25 protein-coding genes are annotated in these 23,666 nt (G+C 70.7%); 9 read left to right on the top strand and 16 right to left on the bottom strand.

The annotated features are described in order from the left end of the window. Window position 1: 1 nt before the first annotated feature. Complete coding sequence (locus KF837_27510; GenBank protein MBX3231100.1) at window positions 2-733, bottom strand: hypothetical protein; 732 nt, start codon at window positions 731-733, stop codon at window positions 2-4. An 88-nt stretch (window positions 734-821) separates the two neighbouring features. Between KF837_27510 and KF837_27505 the strand changes: the two genes are divergently transcribed. Then, window positions 822-1,244, top strand: coding sequence for a hypothetical protein (locus tag KF837_27505; protein ID MBX3231099.1), 423 nt, complete (start codon window positions 822-824; stop codon window positions 1,242-1,244). 4 nt (window positions 1,245-1,248) lie between these two features. Here KF837_27505 and KF837_27500 read toward each other — a convergent pair whose 3' ends face one another. The 6 genes from KF837_27500 to KF837_27475 are packed head-to-tail and all read right to left on the bottom strand — an operon-like array spanning window position 1,249 to window position 6,756. Then, window positions 1,249-2,364, bottom strand: a complete 1,116-nt coding sequence (locus KF837_27500) for a DegT/DnrJ/EryC1/StrS family aminotransferase (GenBank protein MBX3231098.1) — start codon at window positions 2,362-2,364, stop codon at window positions 1,249-1,251. Between the two features lie 35 nt (window positions 2,365-2,399). Then, complete coding sequence (locus KF837_27495; protein MBX3231097.1) at window positions 2,400-3,212, bottom strand: 1-acyl-sn-glycerol-3-phosphate acyltransferase; 813 nt, start codon at window positions 3,210-3,212, stop codon at window positions 2,400-2,402. Between the two features lie 58 nt (window positions 3,213-3,270). Then, a complete protein-coding gene (locus KF837_27490; GenBank protein MBX3231096.1) occupies window positions 3,271-3,597 on the bottom strand; it encodes a hypothetical protein in 327 nt (108 codons plus the stop codon). A 47-nt stretch (window positions 3,598-3,644) separates the two neighbouring features. Beyond that, a complete protein-coding gene (locus KF837_27485) occupies window positions 3,645-4,934 on the bottom strand; it encodes an ABC transporter substrate-binding protein (protein ID MBX3231095.1) in 1,290 nt (429 codons plus the stop codon). Next, window positions 4,931-6,004 carry an ABC transporter ATP-binding protein gene (locus tag KF837_27480; GenBank protein ID MBX3231094.1) on the bottom strand — a complete coding sequence of 358 codons (1,074 nt, stop codon included), beginning with the start codon at window positions 6,002-6,004 and terminating at the stop codon, window positions 4,931-4,933. Before KF837_27480 ends, KF837_27485 begins: the two co-directional genes overlap by 4 nt. Further along, window positions 6,001-6,756 carry a phosphocholine cytidylyltransferase family protein gene (locus tag KF837_27475; GenBank protein MBX3231093.1) on the bottom strand — a complete coding sequence of 252 codons (756 nt, stop codon included), beginning with the start codon at window positions 6,754-6,756 and terminating at the stop codon, window positions 6,001-6,003. Before KF837_27475 ends, KF837_27480 begins: the two co-directional genes overlap by 4 nt. Between KF837_27475 and KF837_27470 the strand changes: the two genes are divergently transcribed. Further along, entirely contained in the window at window positions 6,755-7,579 is an 825-nt protein-coding gene (locus KF837_27470) for a metallophosphoesterase (GenBank protein ID MBX3231092.1), read from the top strand. The two genes, KF837_27475 and KF837_27470, sit on opposite strands and share 2 nt — an antisense overlap. Here the strand turns inward: KF837_27470 and KF837_27465 are convergent. Genes KF837_27465 through KF837_27450 form a run of 4 tightly spaced genes read right to left on the bottom strand, consistent with a single transcriptional unit; the run spans window position 7,561 to window position 10,675 of the window. Continuing rightward, on the bottom strand, window positions 7,561-8,337 hold the full coding sequence (locus tag KF837_27465; GenBank protein MBX3231091.1) for a hypothetical protein: 777 nt from the start codon (window positions 8,335-8,337) through the stop codon (window positions 7,561-7,563). The two genes, KF837_27470 and KF837_27465, sit on opposite strands and share 19 nt — an antisense overlap. A 3-nt stretch (window positions 8,338-8,340) precedes the next feature. Further along, a complete protein-coding gene (locus KF837_27460) occupies window positions 8,341-8,817 on the bottom strand; it encodes a hypothetical protein (protein MBX3231090.1) in 477 nt (158 codons plus the stop codon). Between the two features lie 3 nt (window positions 8,818-8,820). Further along, window positions 8,821-9,324: a hypothetical protein gene (locus KF837_27455; GenBank protein ID MBX3231089.1), complete on the bottom strand. Its 504-nt coding sequence runs from the start codon at window positions 9,322-9,324 to the stop codon at window positions 8,821-8,823. Between the two features lie 4 nt (window positions 9,325-9,328). Further along, entirely contained in the window at window positions 9,329-10,675 is a 1,347-nt protein-coding gene (locus tag KF837_27450; GenBank protein MBX3231088.1) for an amino acid permease, read from the bottom strand. Window positions 10,676-10,843: 168 nt separating this feature from the next. On the opposite strand from KF837_27450, the gene KF837_27445 reads away from it, so the two are divergent. Next, entirely contained in the window at window positions 10,844-11,752 is a 909-nt protein-coding gene (locus KF837_27445; GenBank protein ID MBX3231087.1) for an ankyrin repeat domain-containing protein, read from the top strand. Further along, window positions 11,710-11,901, top strand: a complete 192-nt coding sequence (locus tag KF837_27440) for a hypothetical protein (protein MBX3231086.1) — start codon at window positions 11,710-11,712, stop codon at window positions 11,899-11,901. The genes KF837_27445 and KF837_27440 overlap by 43 nt, the downstream gene beginning before the upstream one ends. 6 nt (window positions 11,902-11,907) lie before the next feature. Here KF837_27440 and KF837_27435 read toward each other — a convergent pair whose 3' ends face one another. Next, window positions 11,908-12,840 (bottom strand): DUF2804 family protein, encoded by a 933-nt coding sequence (locus KF837_27435; GenBank protein MBX3231085.1) that lies wholly within the window; start codon window positions 12,838-12,840, stop codon window positions 11,908-11,910. Between the two features lie 33 nt (window positions 12,841-12,873). Between KF837_27435 and KF837_27430 the strand changes: the two genes are divergently transcribed. Next, window positions 12,874-13,461 (top strand): hypothetical protein, encoded by a 588-nt coding sequence (locus KF837_27430; protein MBX3231084.1) that lies wholly within the window; start codon window positions 12,874-12,876, stop codon window positions 13,459-13,461. Between the two features lie 11 nt (window positions 13,462-13,472). Further along, window positions 13,473-13,898 carry a hypothetical protein gene (locus KF837_27425; protein MBX3231083.1) on the top strand — a complete coding sequence of 142 codons (426 nt, stop codon included), beginning with the start codon at window positions 13,473-13,475 and terminating at the stop codon, window positions 13,896-13,898. Here the strand turns inward: KF837_27425 and KF837_27420 are convergent. Both KF837_27420 and KF837_27415 read right to left on the bottom strand, forming a co-directional pair. Then, the gene (locus KF837_27420; GenBank protein MBX3231082.1) at window positions 13,895-15,937 is read right to left on the bottom strand and encodes a hypothetical protein; all 2,043 of its coding nucleotides are present in this window, start codon (window positions 15,935-15,937) and stop codon (window positions 13,895-13,897) included. The genes KF837_27425 and KF837_27420 overlap by 4 nt on opposite strands. A 49-nt stretch (window positions 15,938-15,986) precedes the next feature. Next, entirely contained in the window at window positions 15,987-16,850 is an 864-nt protein-coding gene (locus tag KF837_27415) for a flap endonuclease (GenBank protein MBX3231081.1), read from the bottom strand. Between the two features lie 32 nt (window positions 16,851-16,882). Between KF837_27415 and KF837_27410 the strand changes: the two genes are divergently transcribed. Next, complete coding sequence (locus KF837_27410) at window positions 16,883-19,123, top strand: protein kinase (GenBank protein ID MBX3231080.1); 2,241 nt, start codon at window positions 16,883-16,885, stop codon at window positions 19,121-19,123. 1 nt (window position 19,124) lies between these two features. On the opposite strand, the gene KF837_27405 is transcribed toward KF837_27410, so the two are convergent. Further along, window positions 19,125-20,090, bottom strand: a complete 966-nt coding sequence (locus tag KF837_27405) for an ABC transporter permease (protein MBX3231079.1) — start codon at window positions 20,088-20,090, stop codon at window positions 19,125-19,127. 86 nt (window positions 20,091-20,176) lie between these two features. After that, window positions 20,177-21,124, bottom strand: coding sequence for an ABC transporter ATP-binding protein (locus tag KF837_27400; protein ID MBX3231078.1), 948 nt, complete (start codon window positions 21,122-21,124; stop codon window positions 20,177-20,179). Between the two features lie 40 nt (window positions 21,125-21,164). On the opposite strand from KF837_27400, the gene pgi reads away from it, so the two are divergent. Next, window positions 21,165-22,826 (top strand): glucose-6-phosphate isomerase, encoded by a 1,662-nt coding sequence (pgi, locus tag KF837_27395; protein ID MBX3231077.1) that lies wholly within the window; start codon window positions 21,165-21,167, stop codon window positions 22,824-22,826. Next, window positions 22,823-23,662, top strand: coding sequence for a class I SAM-dependent methyltransferase (locus tag KF837_27390; GenBank protein MBX3231076.1), 840 nt, complete (start codon window positions 22,823-22,825; stop codon window positions 23,660-23,662). Before pgi ends, KF837_27390 begins: the two co-directional genes overlap by 4 nt. Window positions 23,663-23,666: the final 4 nt, after the last annotated feature.

Here is a 23,666-nt window from a genome sequence, read left to right as displayed (position 1 = left end):
GTCAGCCGCGGCGCTCCGCCCGGACGCGGCCGCGGAGGTCGACGAGCTCGCGCGCCATCTTGAGGCCGTCGCGAACGACGGAGACGGAGCTCGCGTGCGGGTGGTACTCGAACGCGATCGGCACCTCGACGATGCTCCCGCCGCGCTCGAGGTGCAGCGTCACGATCTCGAGCGACGAGAGGTAGTGGTCGTAGCGGAGATCGGGGAGCAGGCTCCGCGCCACCTCGGTGCGGACGATGAGCGAGCCTTGCGAGTCGCCCGGCGTGCTCCAGCCGAGGAGCAGGCGGCGGAGGAAGAGGAAGCCGAACGACGAGACGCGGCGCGAGATCGTGCGCGACTCGCCGGGGCGCTCCGAGTCGGGGTGCGCCTTCGAGCCGATCGCGAAGTCGGGGGAGCCGGCGCGCTCGAACGCCGCGAGGTCGGACCACCCGAACGGCAGATCGTCGGCGGAGAGGACCACGAACTCCGCCCGCGCGTGGCGGATGCCGACCTTGTAGCCGGCGCCGATCCCGGTCGCGGTCGTGTCGAGGAGGCGGACCTCGGGCCTGCCGTCGGCGGCGGGCGCGACGAGCGTCTCGATCTCCGCCCGCGCCGCCGCGTCGAGCGGGCGCCCGTTGTGCGCGAGGAGCACCTCCTCGACGCCGTGCGCGCCGCCCTCCGCGCGCGCGCGCGTGACCGTCTTTCCGATCGACGTCAGATCGGAGTGGAACGGGAGGACGAGGGAGTAGGCCATGACGAGCGGCCGCCAGCATACGTGAAGAGTGAAGACGTCGCCTGCGCGGGTGACATGCGCGCCGGAGACCGCTTGCTAGGCTGAAAGGATGCAAGCAGACGTCGAACGGCTCGCGCGCAGTCTCGTGCTCGGCGCGCTCCTCGACGACCTGCGCCAGCGCCATGGCACCTTCGACGTCGTCGCCCACTGGACGCAAGGCGAGTTCCACCACGACGTCGTCCTCGCGGCGGCGGGGACCGTCTTCGTCGTCGCGACCAACTGCAACGGCGGCGTGAAGGAGGTCCTCGCCTTCCCCGAGGTCCCCGATCGCTGGGCCCTCTGGCACTGGCGCTGCCCCGACGTCGCCGACTTCGCCGGCGACCTGCCGCCGCTCCTCGCCCGCGCGACGACGACGCACTACTTCGACCCGTGCGCTCTCCTCGCCTCGGACGCACGAAGCGAGCTCCGCCCCGAACACCGCCGCCGCCAGCGCGGCGGCGGGTGGGAGCAGCGGAAGCCGAGCTGCGGCTGAACTTTCAGATCACCGAGAGCAGCGCGGCGGCCGACTCCTCGCGCTCGTCGTCGCGGATGAAGGCGAAGAGCGGGAGGTTGATGACCGACTCGCAGAAGCGGGTCGAGACCGCGAGGTCGCCGTGGAGGATCGCGCCGCTCGCCTTGATCGGCGGCTGCACGTGCATCGGCTCCGGGTACGTGCGCGCGGTGCCGATGCCCTTCTGCTTCAGCGCGTCCGAAAGCTCGGCGCCGCTCTTCCCTTCGACCGTGACGACGTTGAGGTAACCGTTCTCGGTCACGCCCGCCGGCGGGCCGTAGACCTTGATCCGACGATCGCCGCCGAGCTGCTCGCGGTAGTAGGCCGCCGCGGCGCGGCGCGTCTCGAGGATCCCCGGTACCTCGTCGAGCATGCGGAGGATGAACGCCGCCTGCATCCCGCCCATGCGCGAGTTCCAGCCGACGTGCGCGTACGCGTAGTGGTCCGAGCGGCCGTGGTTGCAGAGCGACTTCACGTGCTGCTCGAGCTTCTCGGTCTGCATCGTCATCGCGCCGCCGTCCATCGCGCCGCCGACGACCTTCGCGGGATAGAACGACAGCGTCGCGAGGTTCGCCTTCGCGAGCACCGGCTCGCCGCCGACCTCGACGCCGAAGCACTGCGCGCCGTCCTCGAGGAGGATGAGCTCGCGCTCCTTGCAGAATGCACGAATCTCGGCGAGCCGCGCCGACGTCCAGCCGAACAGGTGGACGAGGATGACGCCGTCGATCCGGTGCTTCTCGTGCGCCGACTTCAGCTGCTCGAGGTCGAGCTGGAGGTCCTCCGCGTCGACGTCGACGAGGACGGGCACCGCGCCGAGCTGGACGATCGCCTCGAAGGTCGCCCAGAACGTGAGGTTCGGGAGCGCGATCTTCATCCCGCGCTTCACGCCGAGCGCCTGGAGGCCGATGACGAGCGCGTCGGTCCCGTTCGCGCACGTCGCCGCGCGCGGCACGCCGAGCGCCGACGCGAGCTTCTTCTCGAGGAGCGGGATGCGCGGTCCGCCGACGAGCTCGCACTTGTCGATGCACTCGGCGAAGGCCGGGAGGACGTCCTCGCGGACACGAGAGACGAGGCGCTTCAGATCGATGAACGGAACGGGCATGTAGAGGACCGGTATAGTGCCGGCTGCCCCGATGCTCAAGAAGCGGGATGGGCGTCGGCGGGCGGGCTCGGGCGCGGCTCCGCCAGCTTGACGGGCTCGCCGCGCATGTCGCCGAGGGCTGCGCGGATCGCCTCGCGCGCTTGCTCGCGGAGCTTCGGGACGTCGGCGAGCGTGAGGCCCGTCGTCGGGATCGGATCGAGGATCCGCGCGCGCGCGCGCGCCTTGCCGAACCAGTACGTCTTCGCCGGGCGCATCTCGCGCGTGCCCGTCAGCGCGACGGGGAGGATCGGCGCGCCGGTGCGGATCGCGAGCGAGAAGGCGCCGTCCTTGAACGGGAGCAGGCTGCCGTCGCGCGTGCGGGTGCCCTCGGGGAACAGCATCACCGAGATGCCCGCCTCGATCGCGCGCGCGCACTCGTCGAGCATCTTGCGGACGCTGTCGCCTTCGCCGCGGCGGAGCGGGATGTCGCCGCCCCACGTCATCGCCCAGCCCACGACCGGCGGCTTGAAGAGCTCCTCCTTCGCGACCCACCGCATGTCGAACGGGAGCCACGAGAGGAGGAACGGATCGGCCTGCGACTCGTGGTTCGCGATGACGACGTAGCCGCGCGTGTCGATGTCGGCCGGACGCTCGCCCTCGATCGTGAACTTCCAGAGCGGCGTGAAGCGGCTCGCGGTGCGCCCGAGGCGGCGCATCCACTGGCCGGGCGCGCGCATCGTCGGATCGCCCTTGTGCCGGAGGTACGAGACCGCCATCGGCGGCATGAACGCGAGCAGACACGCCGTGAACTCGGCGTACGTCCAGATGCCGGTGAAGACGTGCTTCGCCTGTTTTCCGTTCGACGACACGCCGCCATCGTAGCGGGGCCCGTGCGTCGTTCTGTCACGAGCTCGTCAGGAAGCGCGTCTAACGCGCTGCAGGAGGAGCGGGCGTCATCCACTCCGTCACCCAGCGACGCTGGGCCGCCTCGCGGAGCACCTCCTCCGACGGGAGCGGCGGGATCATCGACGATCGGCCGAGGCTCCCGCTCGTCGTGCCGATGATGTCGTCGAGCTCCCTCGAGCGCGCGCTCTTGCGCCGGTCTTCTCGGTCCATCACGAAGCCGGCGCATACGCCGATCGCCGTGCCGCAGATCGCGCCCACGATCATCCCCGGCGCAGGGCTCACCATCGCGCCGAGCGCGATGCCCGAGATCATCCCGCCGAAGGCGCCCGCCTTGATCAGCATGCTCATGCTTCGACCGGTATCGGATCGGCCGCGCCCGGGCCAACTTGCCAGCGTCAGCCTGGCCGGAGCGCGAGCGCGCGGGCCTGCGCGAGCACCGCCGCGGGGTCGCGATCGAGGAGGACCGACTCCTCGAGGCGCGGGTCGACGATGTCGCGCTCGATGCGGAACAGCATCGGCTCCCACGGCCACGGGTCGACGCTCGGGAGCTGCCGCTGCGCGACCTCGTCGTTCGGGTGCTGCGTGAAGAACCCGTCCGCCCGCATCTTCGCCGTCGCGCCCTCCGTGATCGGGAGATACCCCGTGCGCGCGGAGAGGAACGCGGCCTGCTCGGGCTCGCACACGAATTTCAGGAAGCGCGCGGCCGCGGCCTTCTCTTCTTCGGGCGCGTCCTTCACGACGACGAAGAAGGTGCCGCCGGTCGGGACCGACGCGCGCACGTCGCGCGGCAGCGGCGCCGCGACGACGGGGAAGCGCGCGTTGGTCTCGAGGTAACGGATGTACGCCGTCGACGTCCAGATGCAGGCCGCGCGCTCGCCGAGAAAGTCCTGGTTCACGACGTTCCACGCGTCGTAGTCGCGCCCGGGCGGCGGCCGCATCACGCGATCGCGGTGGATGAGGTCCTGCCAGAAGCGGAGCGCCTTCACGCCCTCGTCGCCGCCGAGCGTGGGCCGTCCCTCCGCGTCGAACACCGCGCCGCCCGCCTGCCCCACGAGCGCGACCCAGAACCACCACGAGATCGGGACCTCGTGACCCCAGCGCTCCCCGTTCGGCTTCGTGAGCGCCCGCGCGCACTCGCGGAGCTCCGCCCACGTCGCGGGCGGCGAGAAGCCGGCCGCCTCGAAGAGCCGGCCGTTGCAGTACATGAGCGGCGTCGAGCGGTTGAGCGGCACGCCGTAGAGCGGCTGCTCGCCTCCGCCGCGGAACGCCCCCGCCTGCCCGAGCGCGGGGACGAAGTCGATCTCCTTCATCCCGGGATACCCGTCGAGCGCCTCGAGCGCGTTCGCGCGGACGAGGTACGGCACGACCTCCGCGACGACGTGCGCGAGCGCGGGCGCCGCCCTCGCCGCGACCGCCGTGCGGAGCTTCGCGAGCGACTCGAAGTAGTCGCCCTGATGCACGGCCTCGACCCGCACGTCGTCCTGCACCGCGTGGAAGCGCCGCACGATCTCGAGCAGCGTCTCGCGGCTCTTCCCGCCGAGCGCGTACCAGAACCGGAGCCGCGTCCGCCCCTGCGCGTCCTTCGTCGATCGCCGGCACCCCACCAGCGACGCGGCCGCTCCGCCGACGAACGCGCGGCGCGAGAGCGCTCGGTGCTCCGTGCGCGTCCTGGCGAGCGCGCTCACGCGAGGCGCTCCCCACGATCGCCGGCGTCGAACACGTGGAAGCGCGCGGCGTCGAGCGAGACGTGGATCGCCGAGCCCGGCGGGCGCGGGTCGAAGCCGTGCGTGCGCGCGCGGAGCGTGAGGTCGCCCGCCTTCAAGACGAGGTTCGTCTCCGCGCCGAGCGGCTCCGCGATCACGACCTCGAGCGCGGCGCCGGCGTCGACGACCTTCACGTCCTCGGGGCGCACGCCGACGACGACCTTCGCCGGGAGCTCCACGCCCGCGGGCGCGGACAGCGTGAAGGGACCGCACGTGATCGCGCCGTCCGCCGCGACGCCCGGGAGCAGGTTCATCTTCGGCGCGCCGATGAACGTGCCGACGAAGCTGTTGGCGGGCTCCTCGTAGATCGCGCGCGGCGCCGCGACCTGCTGGATCTCGCCCTTCTTCATGAGGCAGATCCGATCGGCGAGCGTCATCGCTTCGACCTGGTCGTGGGTGACGTAGATCGCGGTGACGCCGAGCTCGCGCACGAGGACGCCGATCTGCACGCGCAGCTCCTGGCGCAGCGCGGCGTCGAGGTTCGAGAGCGGCTCGTCGAAGAGGAAGACGCGCGGCCGCCGCACGATCGCGCGGCCCATCGCGACGCGCTGACGCTCGCCGCCGGAGAGCTCCGCGGGCAGGCGGTCCATCAAGCGACCGAGCTCGAGGAGCGCGGCGGCCTCGTCGCTCCGCTTCTTCCGCTCCGCGGGATCGACCCTCCGCATCTTGAGCGGGAACTCGATGTTCTCGCGCACCGTCATCTGCGGGTAGAGCGCGTAGCCCTGGAACACCATCGCGACGTCGCGGTCCTGCGGCGCGACCCGCGTCATCGACTTGCCGCCGATGCGAACGTCGCCGCCGCTCGCCTCCTCGAGGCCGGCGATGATCCGGAGCATCGTCGACTTGCCGCAGCCCGACGGCCCGACGACGACGAGGAGCTCGCCCTTCTTCACCGCGAGGTCGATGCCGCGCAGCGTGAGGCCCCCGCCCTCCTCGAACCTCTTCGTGACCCCGGCGAGCTCGACCTCGATCTCGCTCGTCGCCGCGTTCATTGGCCGCCGTTCCACCAGGTCTCGGCCATCGAGAGGTCCTCGAGCGTGTCGAGCTCCATGTAGCCGCCCGGGGTGTCGACTTTGTGGAACACCGAGCCGCGCTCGATCATCCACTGCCACATGTGGATGAGGTACGCCTTCTTGAAGGGGCGATCGCCGAGCGTCGTCTCGGTCTTCTTCGCCTCTTCGTAGGCCTCGAGGAACTCCTTCGCGCCGTGTGGGCCGAGCTTCGCGACGCCGATGAACTCGCCGGACGCGCGCTCGCTCGCGATCGTGCGCGACAGCTCGACGACGCGATCGCCCTCCGCGCGCAGCTTCTCCGCGTCGCTCTCGGGGTGGTTCTTGCGGTTCACGTAGCGGCGGCGCCAGTCGGTGTCGGAGACGAGCACCTTCTCGTGCGGCGCGGCGACGACGTCCTTCACGCACGAGCCGCGGTAGACGATGTCCGTGTACGACGAGACGAAGCCGCTCCCGAGGTGGTCACGCGCGCAGACGAGCGACTCGAGGATGTTGTTGTGGGCCCAGTCCTCGTTCACGACGTAGGTGAACTCGGGGTAGCGCGCCTGGAGGACCTCCTTCTTGTAGCCGCAGACGTAGACGACGTCCTTCTTCGTGAAGCCCGCCTCCGCGAGCGCCTCGAGGATCCACTCCAGCATCGGGCGGCCCATGACGGGCACGAGGGTCTTCGGGATCTCCTCGGTGCGGTGCTCGAGCCGGCTGCCCCTACCGGCTCCGATGAGGACGGGACGCATGGGGGCACGCTACCATGCGGCCGTGAAGATTGGCTTCGTGACCGACATCCACATCGGGCCGGCGGCGTATCACGAAGGCAAGCTCCGGAAGCTCACCGAGCACGCGACGACGCTCCTCCGCGACGTCGTCCGGCGGATGAACGACGAGATCCGCCCCGATCTGCTCGTGAACCTCGGCGACGACGTCGAGGACGAGTCGCCCGCCGCCGACCTCGTGCGCTACCTCGAGTGCCAGTCGATCCTCCGCGAAGCGAAGGCCGAGGTCGTGAACGTCGCCGGCAACCACGACACGGTCCACCTCACGCGCGAGGACGTCACCGCGGCGTGGGACCATGACGGGAACCTCCACTACGCGATCGATCGCGGCGGCTTTCACCTCGCCGTCCTCCACACGATCGAACGGAAGGAGGTCGACGTGCGCATCCCGCGCGCGCAGCTCGAGTGGCTCGCGCGCGACCTCGCCGCGACGGACCTGCCCGTCATCGTGCTGATGCACCACTCCGCGAGCGAGCAGGACCTCGACGACTCGTTCTGGTTCCACGACCTGCCCCACCTCGCGCTGGTGAAGGAGCGCGCCGAGCTCCGCGCGATCCTGGAGGAGAGCGGCAAGGTCCGCGTCGTCGTGAACGGGCACGTGCACCGCAACCACCTCGACGTGATCCACGGCATCCCGTACGTGACGATCCAGAGCCTGATCGAGAACCTCGACGCCGACGCGCCCGGCCGCCCCGCCGCCGCCTACGGCGTGATGGACATCGACGACCGGCGCGCCGTCATCCGCGTCGGCGGCAACGATCCCGCGCGCTATCGGATCGACTTCTGAGGATCGTGCGGCAGCCACGCGCTCGACTCGAAGCGGTGCGGCAGCGCGAGGAGCTTTCCGCCGCCCACGTCCTGGAGGTCGCCGCGATCGGCGGGGACGCTCGGGCTCGCGACGCGGACCCACGCCTCCGGCGTCCAGCCGTAGACGTAGAGCCCGGCCGACGCGAGCGCGTGCGCCGAGCGCGAGCGCGGATCGTTCGGATCGTCGACCACGCGACAGCCCGCGCACGTCCCGTCGCGGTGGAGCTCCTCGGCGTCCTCGCGCCGCATCGAATCGACCCGCACCGCGAAGTGGTCCCCGCGCGTGAGCACCTCCGAGGCTCCGTCGAAGAACGCGCGGAGCGTGGTCTCGGCGCCGGGCCACGCGAAGACGAGGTGCGGATAGCCGCGCGCCGGCGGCTCGTGGAGCGGGCCGCGGCCGTTCGCGTAGGACGGGTCCCCGAACGACGCGGTGGGCACGTCGAAGACCGGCTCGCCCGCGCGCGACGCGGCGGCGCGGTACGCGAGCTCGGAGCGCGCCTCGGTCGCGAGCCGGCGCCGCATCGACTCCGCGATGCGCTCGAGCGCGGCCGACGTCGCGTCGGGATCGGCGCCGCTCGGCACCGGCGTTTCGTCACCTCCGAGAAAAACTGCGATCGCGCCGTTTTCGTCGATACCGAGCCAGTCGACGTCGAGCTCGGGCGCGGCGTGGCCCGCGAGCATCTTCGCCGCGGCCTTCAGTCCGACGCCGGCGAACGGCTTCTCCGGACGATTCACCATCCTTCAATGCTCCATCTTGAGGAGGCCATGCAACGCCTTCCGCTTCGCGTCCTCGACGCGGGTCTGGAGGTTCTTCGCCGCCGCGCCGGCGAACCACCGGAGCGGCGAGCCCTCCTTGCGCTTGAACACGACGAAGCCGCTGTCGGCCTCGAGCGCGGCCTCCTCGAGGTCGGGCCACGGCACGGTCGTCTCCTTCCCGTTGTCGTGGAAGAGGAGCCCCTCCTCCTTGATGAGGAGGTAGACGTTCTCGAAGAGGAGCATCGCCATCGCGCCGAAGCCGAGGACGAGCCCCGCGATCGTGACGCCCCCACCGAGGAGCGACAGAGCGCGCGCGACGCCCTCGCCGAAGTTGCTGACGAGGTGCGCGCCGATCGTGGTCGCGCCGGCGGTGACGAGCCCGCCCGCGACGATGAGGAGGCGACGTGTCGTGCCGGAGCGATCCACGCGGAAGAAGTCGACGCCGACCGTGGCCATCGTCACGACTCAGCGCATGGGCGCGGGGCCATGGCTCGGCGGCGGCGCCCAGTTGCCGCCCACGCCCGGGGTCTGCCCGGGGGCCGCCGTTCGCTGCGCGCCCTCCCAGCCGCTCGGCGCCCACGGCGTGCGCGGCGCGACGCCGACCCCCGTGCGTCCGTCGCCGCTCCGCGCGGCGCCGTAACCGCCGTAGCCGTAACCAAAGCCGCCGCCGTAGAACACGGGCGGGGACTGGACGACGATGTTGTTGTTCACCGTCACGTTGTTGCTCGTTCCTTGTCCCTGCGCCGCGGGCGCGGGCGGCGGACGCGGCGAGTAGTCGTCCTGCCCGAGCGTGATCGTCTGCGAGAGGCGCGGGCGCGGCGGTGGCGGCGGCGGCTCGGGCAACGCAGGCGCGGCTTCGGTGTTGCTCCACACCGCGGGCGAGGACGGCGCGGCCGCGGGACGCATGACCTCGTCCTCCGCGCACCCGGCGACGAAAACGGGGATCAGGAGGAGGAGATGGCGGCGCACCTCTTTATTCTGGACCCGATCCGCGCGCTTTTCCACGCCAGCGGAAGATCGCATAAACGGGCGCGCCCGCGAGCAGGACGCCCAGGCTCGCCAGGCATTCGCGCGGCTTGTCCTTCACGGTGGAGATCGCGATCGCGAGGTTCGCGACGATGTAGAGGAGGGGCACGATGGGGTACCCCGCCGCACGGTACGGCCGCGGTCGGTCGGGATCGCGCACGCGCAGCACGTAGAGCGCGATCGTGTCGGAGATCGTCGCGAGCGTGATCGCGAACGTCGTGTAGCGGAGGACCTCGTCGAGGCTGTCGCTGTTCGCCTTGAACGCGATGACGAGGGCCGACGCGACGCTCGCCTGCACGAGGACCGCGACGTGCGGCGTCTTCGCGGCGTTGAGCCGCGCGGCCGCGCGGAAGAACAAGCCGTCGGAGGCCATCGCGTACGCGATGCGCGGACCGACGAGGACGTTCGCGTTCACGGTCCCGAAGATGGACACCATCATGATGACGGCGAGGATCGCGCCGCCCTTCGCGCCGAAGAGGACGCCGCCGGCCTGGATGCCGACGACGGGCATCCCCGGAAGCGCCTGCATCCCCAGGGCGTAGACGTACGTGCCGGTGACGAGGACGTAGATCGACGTGCAGATGCCGAGCCCCCAGAAGAGCGAGCGCGGGAGGTTCCGCTCCGGCTTGTCGATCTCGCCCGCGACGAACACGCTCGCGTTCCAGCCGAGGTACGAGAAGAGGACGGGCTGGAGGCCGACGCCGAAGCCGGAGAGCGTCGTCTCCGCCTCCGTCACGAACGGCTCCGCGGGCGTGCGCGCGTGCCCGAGGATCGGCCCGAGCGCGACGAGCGCGAACATGGCGCCGAGCTTCAGGTACGCGGTCGACGTGTTGAGGGCGGCGCCCGCGCGCGTCGCGTACGCGTTCACGCCGGAGGCGACCCAGATGACCGTGATCGCGACCGCGACCTTGGCCGCGGGCGTGAGGACGAAGAACGTCGAGAGCGAGATCGTGAAGCCGACCGCGAGGGTCGCCACCGTGCCGGCGAAGATCGCGAAGAAGGAGAGCCAGCCCACGAGGAAGCCGGCCATCGGATGGTAAGCCGCGCGCAGGTAGACGTAGTTGCCGCCGGCGCGCGGGAACATCGCGCCGAGCTCGGCGTTCGCGAGCGCGCCGGCGAGGGCGAGCGCGCCGCCGAGCAGCCACGCGAAGAAGAACCACCCCGCGCTCGGAAACGCCTTCGCGACGCCGCCCGGTGTGAGGAAGATCCCCACTCCGATGACGGACGAGACGACGAGCATCGTCGCGTCCCGAAGCGACAAGACGCGCGGAAGCTCGCGTTTTTCCGTCGTCATGCCCCGGCCACCATACCCGCTCGGGAACTTCGCCTGTCAGAGATCGTCAAGCTCGAACGTTCGTAAGGAACCAAACCATGATGCAGAAGCTCCTCAGCGCGCTCGTGATCGGCGCCGTCCTCGTCGCTCCCGTCTTCCTGTCGTAGTACGGTCGCTCCTCGCGTGAGGGTGAAGATCAAAGACCTCGGCGAGTTTACGAGGCTCCTCGCGGCGGCGCGGGCCATCGTCGACGGAGACGTCCTCGCGCTCGAACGACTGCGCTCGCGCGGCCTCGATGTGAACGCGCCCATCAAGCTCGATCGATACGTATCGATCGAGCCGCTCGAGCTCGCCATCCGGCTGAAGCGGCGGCGTGTCATCGACTGCCTCATCGCGCACGGCGCCAACCTCAGCTCGAAAGAGAGTCCTTCCATCGTCGCGGCCGCGCGCTATGGCGATGAAAAGCTCCTTCGAAAGCTGGTGGCAGCCGGCGCGAACGTGCATGCGGTGAGCTGCGTGCGCACCGATGCGTTCGAGGCGGCGCTCCAAGGCAAGCGCCACCGGAACCTCCCCGTGCTCGAAGCGCTCGGTCACACGGCGAAGAAGTACGGTGGGCCAGCCTTCCGCTCCGCCGTGCTGTCCGGTGACGACGTGGCCGTGACGTTCTTCCTGAAACACGGTGTGGACCTCGACCACCGGAAGCCAGACCAGGTCTTTCCCAACCGCGAGACCCCGCTGTGCGTCGCGGCGCGGAACGGAGACCTGCCGATGGTGAGACGCCTCGTCGAGGCGGGCGCGGATCTCGCGCTCACCGATCGGGGCGGCCAGCGTCCTTACGACATCGCCGTCGAACGCAATGACGACGAGCTTCGCGCCTACATCCGTTCCGTCGAGCCTGCGAGGTTGCACGACGAGCCGGCGCGTCTGCGCGCGCTCTCCGCCTATGCGCTTCCATCGAGCGCCGTGGCGCTCATGAAGCCGGGTGCGCGTCGCATCGAGCTCCCGGACAGCCCGTTCCTTTCATCGAGCTCTACTCCCTCGCGGACGCAGTGCCGATGGTGTTCGAGCGCAAGAAACTATTGCGCCTCTCGCGCGTGACAGGCGACTACACCGACATCGTCTTCGTGTGGGATCCGAGAACCAGGAAGGTCGCCGCTTTCGATCAAGAACATCGCGAGCTGACGCCGCTCGCGTCCTTCGAGGACTTCATCGCACGCCCCGGGCGCTACATCGACGCCCTCGTCTGAGCCGCGCTACCAGAGGACGTCTTGGTCCTCGACGACGCCGGGGAGGTCGGCGACGGTGCGGCCGGCGATGGTGCCGTGGAAGTGGCCGACGGGCTGGAGGAAGTGGGAGCGGACGAGGAGGAGGTTTGTGTATTGTGCATGCACTTCGCCGACCTCGAAGCGAAGGTCGATGCCGTCGGCCTCGATGCGCCATGGGTCCGATGGGCGGGTGCGGTCGAAGGTGAAGCGGGGCTCCGCGAGCGGGTGGACCGCGCCGTCGGCGAAGAGGGCGCACTCGGCTTCGCCGACGAAGCCCTCGACGAGGTTGAACGCGAGGTCGCGGCCGAGGCCGAAGGCCCAGCGCCACTTCGTGTGACGCGGGAGGAGACCGTTCGTGTAGTCCCAGCCCGCGGTCGCGCCTTCGAGCGCGTAAGAGCGCCCCGACGCGGCGAAGCGTCCGCGGACGCTCATGAGCGCGCGCTTCTCGGTCGCGTTGCGGAGGCCGCCGCCGAGGTCGGCGATCGCGGCGACGCCGAGCGGCGCGACCGACTCGTCGCAGAGGACCTCGAGGTCGATGCCACCGAGCCGCGCGCGCACCTCGAGGTCGGGGCCGCTCCGCTCGAACGCGACGTGCGAGCCGGCGAAGTCGAAGCGCGCGAGGAGGCCGGGGGCGTGCGCGTCGTCGGTGACGTGCGCGGTGAAGGCGGGCGCCACGATCGTCTTGTCGACCACCATCGCGCGCGCACCGTGGTCGTAGACGAACGCGAGGACGTTCGCGGCGTAGCCCGTGCGCACGATCGCGAGCGAGAGCCACGCCTCCTTGCACGCGAGGCCGAGCCAGATCCAGCGCTTGCCGCGGAGCGCGCGCGTGGTCGCCGCGGCCCCCCAGTCGATGCGCGGCAGCGGCCCGACGAACGAGCCGAATGCGATATCTTTCTGCGCCGGTCCGAGCGTCCTCACCGGGTCATCGTCGCACGTGTTAGACAGGAGTCGATGCGGTTCTCGGTACCCGTCCTCGCCGCGCTCGCGGCCCTCGCCTGCGGACCTCCCAGCGACGCGAACGCGCCGGACGAGTCGGGCGTGCGGACCACGGGGAGGAACCGGACCGCCGTCGCCGCGCCGGAGTCGACGAAGGTGAGCGCGTTCTCGGTCGATCCCGAGAACCTCCTCGTCGACCGCATCGCGATGCGCGACGGCGGCATCCGGCCCGACGGCAACCGCGACCTCGTCTTCCGCGCCACGGTGGAAGGTCCCGCCGACGCGCTCTACCTCGTCACGACCTCGCAGAAGGGCGATCCGCAGTACGGCTTCCGCGCCGACACGATCAGCGGACACGAGGAGCTGCCGAGCGAGCTCGGGAGCGTCGTCGACGTCGGCCGCCTCACGGTGTGGATCGCGGTCGTCGAAAACGGGAAATTCATCAACGTCGAGGGAGGCGCGTTGGGCTACCTCGCCCCCGGCGCGCACGCGCTGAAGCTCTACGTGCCCAACCCCGGGAACCTCGCGCCCGGCGCGTTCCTGCGGCTCTACGCGCGCGCGCCCAACGGCGGCCTCGTTGCAGGGCCCGTGATCACGTACTAGGCTCCCAGCGCATGACGATTCGTGGCTGGAACGACGCATGGCAACCGCTGTTCGACAGCCTTGCCCGTATGAAGGCGTCGTGGCCCACGCGCGGATGGAGCTGGGACCCGCGCCTCATGTGCGTGACCTCTTCGTTCACCACCGAGCAGGAGCCGACCGCGCGCAAGGCGAGCCAGATCGCGCTTCAGAACGAGTGGACCGCCGCCACCATCGTCCGCGCGCCGCAGTCGCTCCGTGACGTCGTCGAGCGCGCGGGCGGCATCCGCCAGGGTCAGCTCGCGCTCTCGACCGGACCGATCAACGGCCTCCTCGTCTACGGCCTCTGGTGGCCGTGGGGCGACGGCGAGACCGTGTCGCTGCGCGTCGGGCTCGCAGACGTCGATCCGAACCGCGAGCCCTCCAACCGCTTCCGCGACGTCTTCGGCGTCACCTTCTAACGCGCGCGCCGCCGGCGCAGCGCGGCGAGCCCGACGAGGAACGCGAGGCCGAAGCCGAGCCCGCCCGAACGCGCGCCGCGCGCCGTCGCGCAGCTCGAAGACTCCGGCGACGGCGACGTCGGCCTCGATCCCTGCTCCGTCGATGACGTCTCCGCGCCCGGACGCTCCGTCGCCGGCTCGGACGTCCCGTCGCCGCTCGGCGTCCCGCTGCCGCTCGGCTTCTCGCTGCCCGTGTCGGTCGGATCCGGCGTGGCGGTGGAGCCGGCGGCGGGCAGCGACAGGATGCGCGCGGCGCAGGCCTCGCCCGGCAGGCCGCACGAGGCGACGACGACGCGCTGCTCGTCGAGCGGATGGAGCTGCGGAGCGATCGCTCGTATACGCTTGGTCAGGTCGCCCCGCGCGAGGCCGGCCGCGGAGACGACGCCGTCGAGCCGGCCGTCCGCGCCGAAGCGCAACAGCTCGGGCGCCAGCTGCTCACGCTTGCAGAACGGGGACATCGAGCCGTAGTACGCAAAGACGAACAGCGCGCCGTCGCGGCCGAAGAGGTGCGCGTTCGCGGCGTCGTGGCGGCACTCCGCGTGGGCCCAGTCTCCGGAGAGCGGACCGAACGGCCGGAGCGCCGACGACGTCGTGAGGGCGAGCGGCGTCGCGTTCGCGGTCGCGACGTCGACGAGGGTGTACTCCGGCTCGTACTCCTCACCGAGGACGCCGCGCTCGAAGCTGCGAACGAGGAAGCGCGCGCTGTCCTCGGACATGGCGGCGACGGTCGAGTGCTCGCGCTCGGTGGCGAAGACGAGCTTCGTCGCGCCCTTTCCGTCGGCGAAGCGGATGCCGCCCGTCGACGGATAGAGGAACGCCCCGTCGGTCCCGACCGGCGTGATCGCGCCCGCGCCGGGGTCGTACGCTCGCACGTCGGTCGCGACCACGACACTCCTCATTTCGGGGGCGCCTTCCTCGGCGTCGAGCGCGCGAACGAGGAGGTCGATCGGGCCCCCGTCCGTCGCCTCGCCCGGGAACATCACCGCCGGTTTGCCGTCGACCTGCGTCCACGTCGCGCCGCGGACCGCGGTCTCGCGGAGCAGGATCGTGTTCGTGAGGCGCGGCATCCGCGCGACGGTGGCGGAGTCGCGCGAGAGCTCCACCGTCGTCCCGTCCGCGTTGGCGATGACGTACCAGCCGCGGTCGCGCGAGGCGTCCGACTCGTCGCGCTCCCAGCGGAGGACGCGGGTGCCGTCGTAGCTGCCGGGGATGATCGTGTAGCGATCGGGCCCTTCCTTCGCCATCCAGGACGTGTCGACCAGCGCCGGCGTCGGCCCCAGCGAGACCACCTGCATCCTGACCTGGTTCTCGGAGACGATACGCGTCAAAACGACCTGCTCGCCCGACTCCATCCACGTCGCGCTCGCGCGCATCGACGGCGCCGCCAGGAGCGAGGTCTGCCCCTCGCGATCGAGCGGCGCGACGACGACGCGGCCGATGTTGGCTTCGTTCCACCGGTCGCGCTCGACGCCCGACGCGACCGCGGTCTTGCCGTCGGGAGAGACGCTCACGGCGGCCTTCCCGATCCGTCGAGCGAAGTAGAGCTCCTCCGGAGCGCTCTCCTCGAAGAACACGATCCGCTTCTTCACCGCGCCGTCGGTCGACTCGACGTGCGGCTGGAACGTGGCCGGCCCCGCGGCGCGATCGTAGGCGGAGTAGTGGACGAAGCGGCCGTCATCGGAGAAGCCGACCTCGTGGATCGCGGCGCCGTCGTCGATCGGCCGCGCGATGCCGGTCGCGACGTCGAGGAGCATGCCGCGCTGCTGGAGCCCGCCGGGCGCGCACGTCGTGAAGGCGACGTGCTTGCCGTCGGCGGCGACCGCGAGGTCGGGCGCCGTGAACGTGGCGGAGGCCATCGAGCACACGTTCGCGATGGTGGGCTCGGCGGCCTCCGTCACCGCGGCGTGATCGCTCGCGACGTCCTGGCGATCCGCGCTGCATCCAGCGACCGAACAAAGAAAGACGCTCGCGCCGAGGAGGCGCCGACGAAAGATAAGCATGTTGGTCCTTAGCAAGCCCCTGCGCACGGGCGAGCCCGAGGCTCGGATTTCAGACCAGCTTCGGCCATCGCGGCGTCATCTCGAGCTTCTTGCAGAGGGCCTCGAAGGAGGCCTTCGGCGCGCCCTCGTACTCGAGATCGGCGAGCGACTCCGCGAGCGGCACGTCCTTCACGAGCGTGGCGAGCTTCTTGTAGAGGAGCGCGTCGGCGCGGCGCTCCGCGAGCACGGCGGCGAGGCGGGGCGCGCCGGCGACCTTCACGTCCCAGTCTTCGGCGCGGTCGGGGATCGCCTCGATCGATCCCCAGCGCGCGAGGAGGACGGCCGAGGACTTCTCCCCGAATCCAGGCAAACCAGGGATCCCGTCCGCGGTGTCGCCGACGAGGCCGAGCCAGTCCGGGATGCACGCGGGCGGGATCCCGCGGCGCGCCGTCATCGCCTCCTCGTCGATGACCTTGCGCCGAATCCGATCGACCTGCACGACGCGGTCGCGGTCGAGGCACTGCCCGAGGTCCTTGTCCGGCGTGAGGATGCGCACCTGCACCGTGTCGCTCGCGAAGCGCGCCGCGCCGGTGGCGAGGGCGTCGTCGGCCTCCCACTCCTTCATCGACCACACCACGACGCCGATCGCGCGGCACGCCTCCTCGACGAGGTCGAACTGCGCCCGGAGCGGGGGCGCGATGCCGTCGCCGGTCTTGTAGTAGGGGAAGAGCTCGTTGCGGAAGCTCTCGATCGGGTTGTCGAAGGCGATCGCGAGGTGGGTCACCTCTTCGCTCCGGTCCTCCAGCAGCGCGCGGATCGAGGCGACGACGCCGGCGGTGGCCTTCACGTCGACGCCGCCCACGGTCTTGGGCGGTCGCGGGGCGTAGTGCGCGCGGAAAAGCTCGAAGGTCCCGTCGATGAGGTGAACTCGCATCGTTCGAGGAGCGGATGGTACGCTCGGAGCGCTTGGCTGCGGAGGAACAGCGCGCGCAGAGACGCGTCGGCTCGATGGTCCGGGGCAAGTACCGGATCGACAGCTTCATCGCGTCCGGCTCGATGGCCAACGTGTACGCGGCGACGCACCGCAACGGGAGCCGCGTCGCGCTGAAGGTCCTCCACAAGGACCTCGCCCGCGACACGACCCTCGCCGAGCGCTTCCGGCGCGAGGGGTACTTCGGCAACGCGGTGCTCCATCCCGGCATCGTCCGCGCGATCGACGACGACATGACCGACGACGGGTGCGCCTTCCTCGTCTTCGAGCTGCTCGAGGGCGAGACGCTCGAGCAGAAGCGCGAGCGCTGCGGCGGGACGCTCCCGCTGCGGGACGTGCTCGAGACCGCCGACCAGGTCCTCGACATCCTCTCCGCCGCGCACGACCACCAGATCCTCCACCGCGACCTGAAGCCCGATAACGTGTATCTTACACGCAAAGGCGAGACGAAGCTCCTCGACTTCGGGACCGCGCGCTTCAACGACGGCAAGCGGACGAGCGAGATGACCGGCGTCGGCATCGTGCTCGGGACGCCCGCGTTCATGGCGCCGGAGCAGGCGCACGGCAAGCGCGAGGAGGTCGACGCGCGGAGCGATCTCTGGGCGGTCGGCGCGATGGTCTTCACCTGCCTCACCGGGGAGGCGGTCCACGTCGGCGGCGACGTCAAGACGAAGTCGATCGCGGTCGCGCGGACGAAGGCGCGCACGCTGCGCGAGGTCATGCCGGAGGTCCCGCGCGTCGTCGCCTCCGTCATCGATCGCGCGCTCTCGTTCGATCGCGCCGAGCGCTACGCCGACGCGAAGTCGATGCGCGAGGCGCTCTCGTGGGCGCGCCGCTCGCTCACGAACGAAGGCAGCGGCGAGCTCGGCGAGCCGGACCCCGAGACCGCGCGGCCGGCGCGCGAGCCCGAGCGCGTGCGCGCGCCCGACGACGAGATGCCCACCGTGGCGGGGCGGCCGATGAGCCGCCCCGACTTCGAGGACGAGACCGAGAAGCGCACGCAGCACCTCCCGCCGAAGGCGATGGGGCTCCTTGGTAAGGCGCCCGAGATCAAGCGCGCAGCGCACGCGCCGTCGGAGGGCGTCATCACGAGCGCGCCACCGGTGACGCTGCGCGAGCGGCCGCCCTCGATGCCGCCATCGGAGGGACCGACCTTCTCCCTCCGGAACGATCCCGTGTTCTCGCTGCGCGAGCTGAAGCCCAAGCTCGGATCGCAGCCGAACGTCATCATCGAAGACGACGAAGAAGAGGGGAAACGCACCGTCGCGTCGCCCGTCACCGAGCGGCTCCCGCATCGCTTTGGCTCGGAGCCGATCACGCCGAAGATGGCGCCGGAGCCGGAGCCCACCCTCGACCGTATTCCGGAGCGCGTCCTGGAGCGTGTCCCGGAGCGTGGGCCCGAGCGCGTCGGCGACAACGTCGATCGCCTCCCCGATCCGGCGGCGCTGTTCCGCGCGGCGCTCGCGCAGGCGCAGGCCTCGACCGGCGGCGGTCCGTTCACCGAAGAGCAGACGCCGGCGACGGGGATCTCGCCGCGCATCGTCGAGCCGCCGTTCCCGAAGACGCGCTCCGACGAGCTGCCGATCACGCCGCCGCCGCGCACGATCGACGAGCTCCCGCGTGGCTCGCCGATCCTCGCGATGCCGACCCCGCAGCAGCCGGTGCCCGCCGCGCTCATGCCGGTCCCCTCCCCGCTCGCGCCGTCGGGCCCGCCCGCGCCGATGTTCCCGCCCGGCCCGCCCGGTCCGGTCATCGATCCGATCGCGGGGCACGCCGCGTTCCGGACGATGGAGGGCTCGTACCCCGGGCCGAGCAAGCCGACCGGCCCGCAGGGTCCGCTCATCGCGCAGGTGACGAAGCCGCGGAGGAGCCCGTTCCGCGTCTTGATCCCGTTCATCGTCGGCATCGGCTTCGCCGCCGCGACGTACTTCGTCGTCCAGAAGCGCGGCGGCTGGCGTCCGCCCTTTCCTGCGCCTACGCCAGCGCCTGCGCCGGAGGTCACGGCGTCGGCTTCGGCGGACGCGGACGCGGCGGTGCCGGAGGACGCGGGCTCGGAGACGGTTCCCACGGTGCTGCCGCCTCCTTCGGCGTCGGTGTCGGCCGCGCCGTCGGCGTCGGCTTCCGCGGCTCCGAAGCCCAAGCCCAAACCCAAGCCGAAGCCCAAGCCGCCGCCGGAGCCGGGCCTCGATCCGGGCCTGCCGGCGACGCAAGACTGACTCAGCGCCACTTGAAGAAGCGGACCGCGAGCACGAAGCAGACGACGCCCCACGCGCCGACGGAGGCGAGCTTGCCGCCGACGTCGGCGAGGCCGGCGCCGTCGATCATCGTGGCGCGGAGCGCGTCGTTCAGCGCGGTGAGCGGCATCCAGCGGATCACCGGCTGGACCGCGTCGGGGAAACGCGACGACGAGAAGAAGACGCCCGAGCAGAGGTACATCGGGAACGACACGACGTTGATGAGGCCGCTCACGATCTGCGGGTTCTCCGCGCGGCACGCGAGGAAGAGCCCCATCACCGCGAACGTGAGGCCGCCGACGAGCGCGGTCACGAGCAGCGTCGCGAGGCTGCCTTCCACGCCCACGCCGAACACGAAGCGCGCGAAGAGGAGGAGCGGCACGAGCTCGACCGGGAGGAGCACCGCGCGGACGAGGAGGAACGAGAGGAGGAAGTCGCTCCGCCGCATCGGCGTCGCGGTGAGCCGCTTGATGAGCTTCTTCGTCCGCATCTCGGCGAGGGAGAAGCCGATCCCCCAGAGGCCGGTCGACATGAGCCCGAGCCCGATGAGGCCCGGGATCAAGAAGTCGATGTAACGCGAGCCCGGCTCGGTGACGACCTTCGTCTCGGGCGTGAAGGTGTCCTTGCGGCCCTCGCCGCGCTGGAGCACGTCGTCGGTGACGGAGCGCGCGAGCCGGCTCTCCGGGCGCGTCGGATCGTAGCGGTAGGCGTAGCCGTCCTCGTCCGCGGCGACGACGAGGCTGACCTTCCCCGTCCGCAGCGCGGCGTTCGCATCGTCGCGCGGCAGGACCTTCACCTTCACGTCGTCGGCGGCGGCGAGGAGCGCGCGTGCATGCTCCGCGCGCGCGGAGGCCTCGACCGCGACGACGACCGGCTCCGGATCGCGGTTCCGGAACGCGATGCCGAGGACGATCGAGAGGACGAGCGGGAACCCGAACGTCCAGAACATCGAGCCGGGCTCGCGGTAAAAGAGGCGGAACCGCGCGAGCGCGAGCTGCACGATCGCGTTGACGCGCGCGTTCTTCGTCAGGCCGCTCACTCGCGCAGCGCCCTTCCCGTCAGCGTGACGAAGACGTCCTCGAGCGTCGCGTGGTGGGTCGAGAGGTGCGCGAGGACGATCGCGCGCTCGCGCAGCGCCTCGAGGACCGAGGGCAACGCGAGGTGGAGGTGCTCGACCGTGAGGACGACGCGGCCGGTGAAGAAGCGCGCCGCGACGACGCCGGGCAACGTCGCCATGCTCGTCGCGATCGCGTCGTTGTCCTCGTCGGTGCGAGCGCCCTCGAGCGTGAGCTCGACGATCTGGCTGCCGCCGAGCGAGTCGATGAGCTCCTTCGGCGTGCCGAGCGCGATCATCTTGCCGTGGTCGATGACGCAGACGCGATCGCAGAGGCGCTCCGCCTCGTCCATGTAGTGCGTGGTCAAGAGCACGCTGTTGCCCTGCTCCTTGAACTTGAGGACGACGTCCCAGAGCATGCGGCGCGACTGCGGATCGAGCCCCGTCGTCGGCTCGTCGAGGAAGAGGAGCTTCGGGTCCCCCACCAGCGCGCACGCGACCGCGAGGCGTTGCCGCTGCCCGCCCGAGAGCGTGTCGTACTTCGCGTGCTCCTTCTCGCGGAGGGCGACGAGGTCGATCGTGGCGTCGACGTCGCGCCCGGTGACGAAGAAGGAGCGAAAGAGCTCGATCGTCTCGCGCACGGTGAGCTTGTCGGGGAGGTGGGTCTGCTGGAGCGACACGCCGAGGCGCTCGCGGAGCCAGCGCTCGTCGGCCTCCCAGGTCTTGCCGAGGATCTCGACCTTGCCGCTCGTCGGCGCGAGGAGCCCCTCGAGGATCTCGCAGGTCGTCGTCTTCCCCGCGCCGTTGGGGCCGAGGAGCCCGAAGCACTCGCCGACGCGCACCTCGAGGTCGAGGCCCGCCACTGCGATCACTTCGTCGTCGTCGTAGGTTTTCCGCAGCGATTCGCAACGGATCGACAGCTCGGGCACGGCTTGCGCACCTTATCACGGAGAAAATATGCTGGCGCGCATGGCGTCCTCCCTCGTCTCGACTCCCGCCTGGCAAGCCCTCACGAAGCACAAGGAAGAGATGGCGCGCGTGCACATGCGCGACCTCTTCGCGAAGGACCCAGAGCGCTTCGATCGCATGAGCGTCGAGGCGTGCGGGATCTTCCTCGACTACTCGAAGCACCGCACGACCGACGAGACGCTCCGCCTCCTCGTCGCGCTCGCGAAGCAGGCCGACGTCGAGGGCTGGCGCGACAAGATGTTCGCGGGCGAGAAGATCAACGGGACCGAGGGCCGCGCGGTGCTGCACGTCGCGCTGCGGAACCGATCGAACCGGCCGATCCTCGTCGACGGCAAGGACGTGATGCCGGACGTGAACGCGGTCCTCGCGAAGATGCGCTCCTTCACGGAGCGGCTGCGGAGCGGCGAGTGGAAGGGCCACACCGGCAAGACGATCGAGCACATCGTCAACATCGGCATCGGCGGCTCGGACCTCGGGCCGGTGATGGTGACGGAGGCGCTGAAGCACTATTCGAAGCGCGACCTCCACGCGCACTTCGTCTCCAACGTCGACGGCACGCACATCGCGGAGACGCTGCGCCTCGTCGATCCCGAGCGCACGCTCTTCATCGTCGCGTCGAAGACGTTCACGACGCAGGAGACGCTCGCGAACGCGCACAGCGCGCGCGACTGGCTCTTGAAGCAGCCGGGGATGGACGCGAGCGCGGTCGCGAAGCACTTCGTCGCGCTCTCGACCAACGAGAAGGCGGTCGCCGCGTTCGGGATCGACACGGAGAACATGTTCCCGTTCTGGGACTGGGTCGGCGGGCGCTACTCGCTGTGGAGCGCGATCGGCCTCTCGATCGCCTGCTGCGTGGGGATGGACGCGTTCGAGGAGCTCCTCGCCGGCGCGCACGAGATGGACGAGCACTTCCGGACCGCGCCGCTCGACGAGAACATCCCGGTGCTGCTCGCGCTCCACGGCGTCTGGTACGCGAACTTCTTCGGCGCCGAGACGCAGGCGATCCTCCCCTACGACCAGTACTTGCACCGCTTCGCCGCCTACTTCCAGCAGGGCGACATGGAGTCGAACGGCAAGCGGGTCACGCGCGACGGCACGCCGATCCGCGAGGCGGGGAACTACACGACGGGCCCGATCATCTGGGGCGAGCCGGGCACGAACGGGCAGCACGCGTTCTACCAGCTCATCCATCAGGGGACGCGCCTCATCCCGTGCGACTTCATCGCGCCGATCGAGACGTTGAACCCGCTCGGCAAGCACCACGACCTCCTCCTCGCGAACTTCTTCGCGCAGACGGAGGCGCTGATGCGCGGCAAGACGGCGGACGAGGCGCGGAAGGAGCTCGCGTCCCTCGAGCCGGCGAAGCTCGAGGCCTTGCTCCCGCACAAGGTCTTCAGCGGCAACCGGCCCACGAACAGCATCCTGGTGCAGAAGCTCGGACCGAAGACGCTCGGCGCGCTCATCGCGGCCTACGAGCACAAGATCTTCGTCCAGGGCATCGTCTGGAACGTCTACAGCTTCGACCAGTGGGGCGTGGAGCTCGGCAAGCAGCTCGCGAACGCGATCCTCCCAGAGCTCGAATCGAAGGCCCCAGTCACGACCCACGACGCCTCGACCAACGGCCTCATCAACCTGTACAAACAACGACGGCCCGCGCGATGACAACACCGCTCGCGAAGCCGAAGGCGTGGGACGACGTCGCGGAGGCGTACGCCGCGGAGCTGTCGGAGTCGTTCGAGCACTTCGCGCGGACGGCGCTCGCGCTCGCGGCGCTCGACGCTCCGGCGCACGTCGTCGACGTCGCGTGCGGCGCCGGCGCGCTCACGCGCATCGCGGTCGAGGCAGGCCATCGCGTGTCGGCGCTCGACCAATCGGAGGGAATGCTCACGCAGCTTCGCCGCCGCGTCCCCGCCCCCGCCGCGACGCGGGGCGCGGACTCTCCCCATGCGGCGGGCGTCGATGTGACGCTCGGCGACGGGATGGCGCTGCCCTACGCGGACGCGACGTTCGACGCTGGCTTCTCGATGTTCGGGCTGATGTTCTTTCCCGATCGCGCCAAGGGGTTCCGCGAGCTTCGTCGCGTGCTGAAGCCGGGTGCGCCCGCGATCGTGGCGAGCTGGGCGCCGCTCTCCGAGGTGCCGGTGCTCGCGACGGTGCTCGGCGCGCTGGCGGAGCGCTTCCCGCCGCCGCCGGGCGCGCCGGCGTTCCAGCCGCCGCTCGCGGATCCGGCGGAGTGCGTCGCCGAGATGAGCGCGGCGGGCTTCCGCGACGTCGTGTGCCACGCGGACGTGCAGCGCGTCGAGACCACGCCGAACGTCGAGGCGATGTGGACCTCGATGCAACGCACGAACGCGATCGTCGTCCTGCGCAAGAACGCGGTCGACCCGGAGACCTGGACCGACGCCGCGCGCTTCGTCCTCGCCCGCCTGCGCGAGCGCCACGGCACGGGCGAGCAGACCATCACGATGACCGCGCGCCTCACCGTTGGTCGCGCGTAGGCCT

This window comes from Labilithrix sp. (assembly GCA_019637155.1).
In the GTDB taxonomy this organism is placed as follows: domain Bacteria; phylum Myxococcota_A; class Polyangia; order Polyangiales; family Polyangiaceae; genus Labilithrix.
Note: the sequence above shows the minus strand (reverse complement) of the source record. Positions and strands in the feature narration are given on the sequence as shown.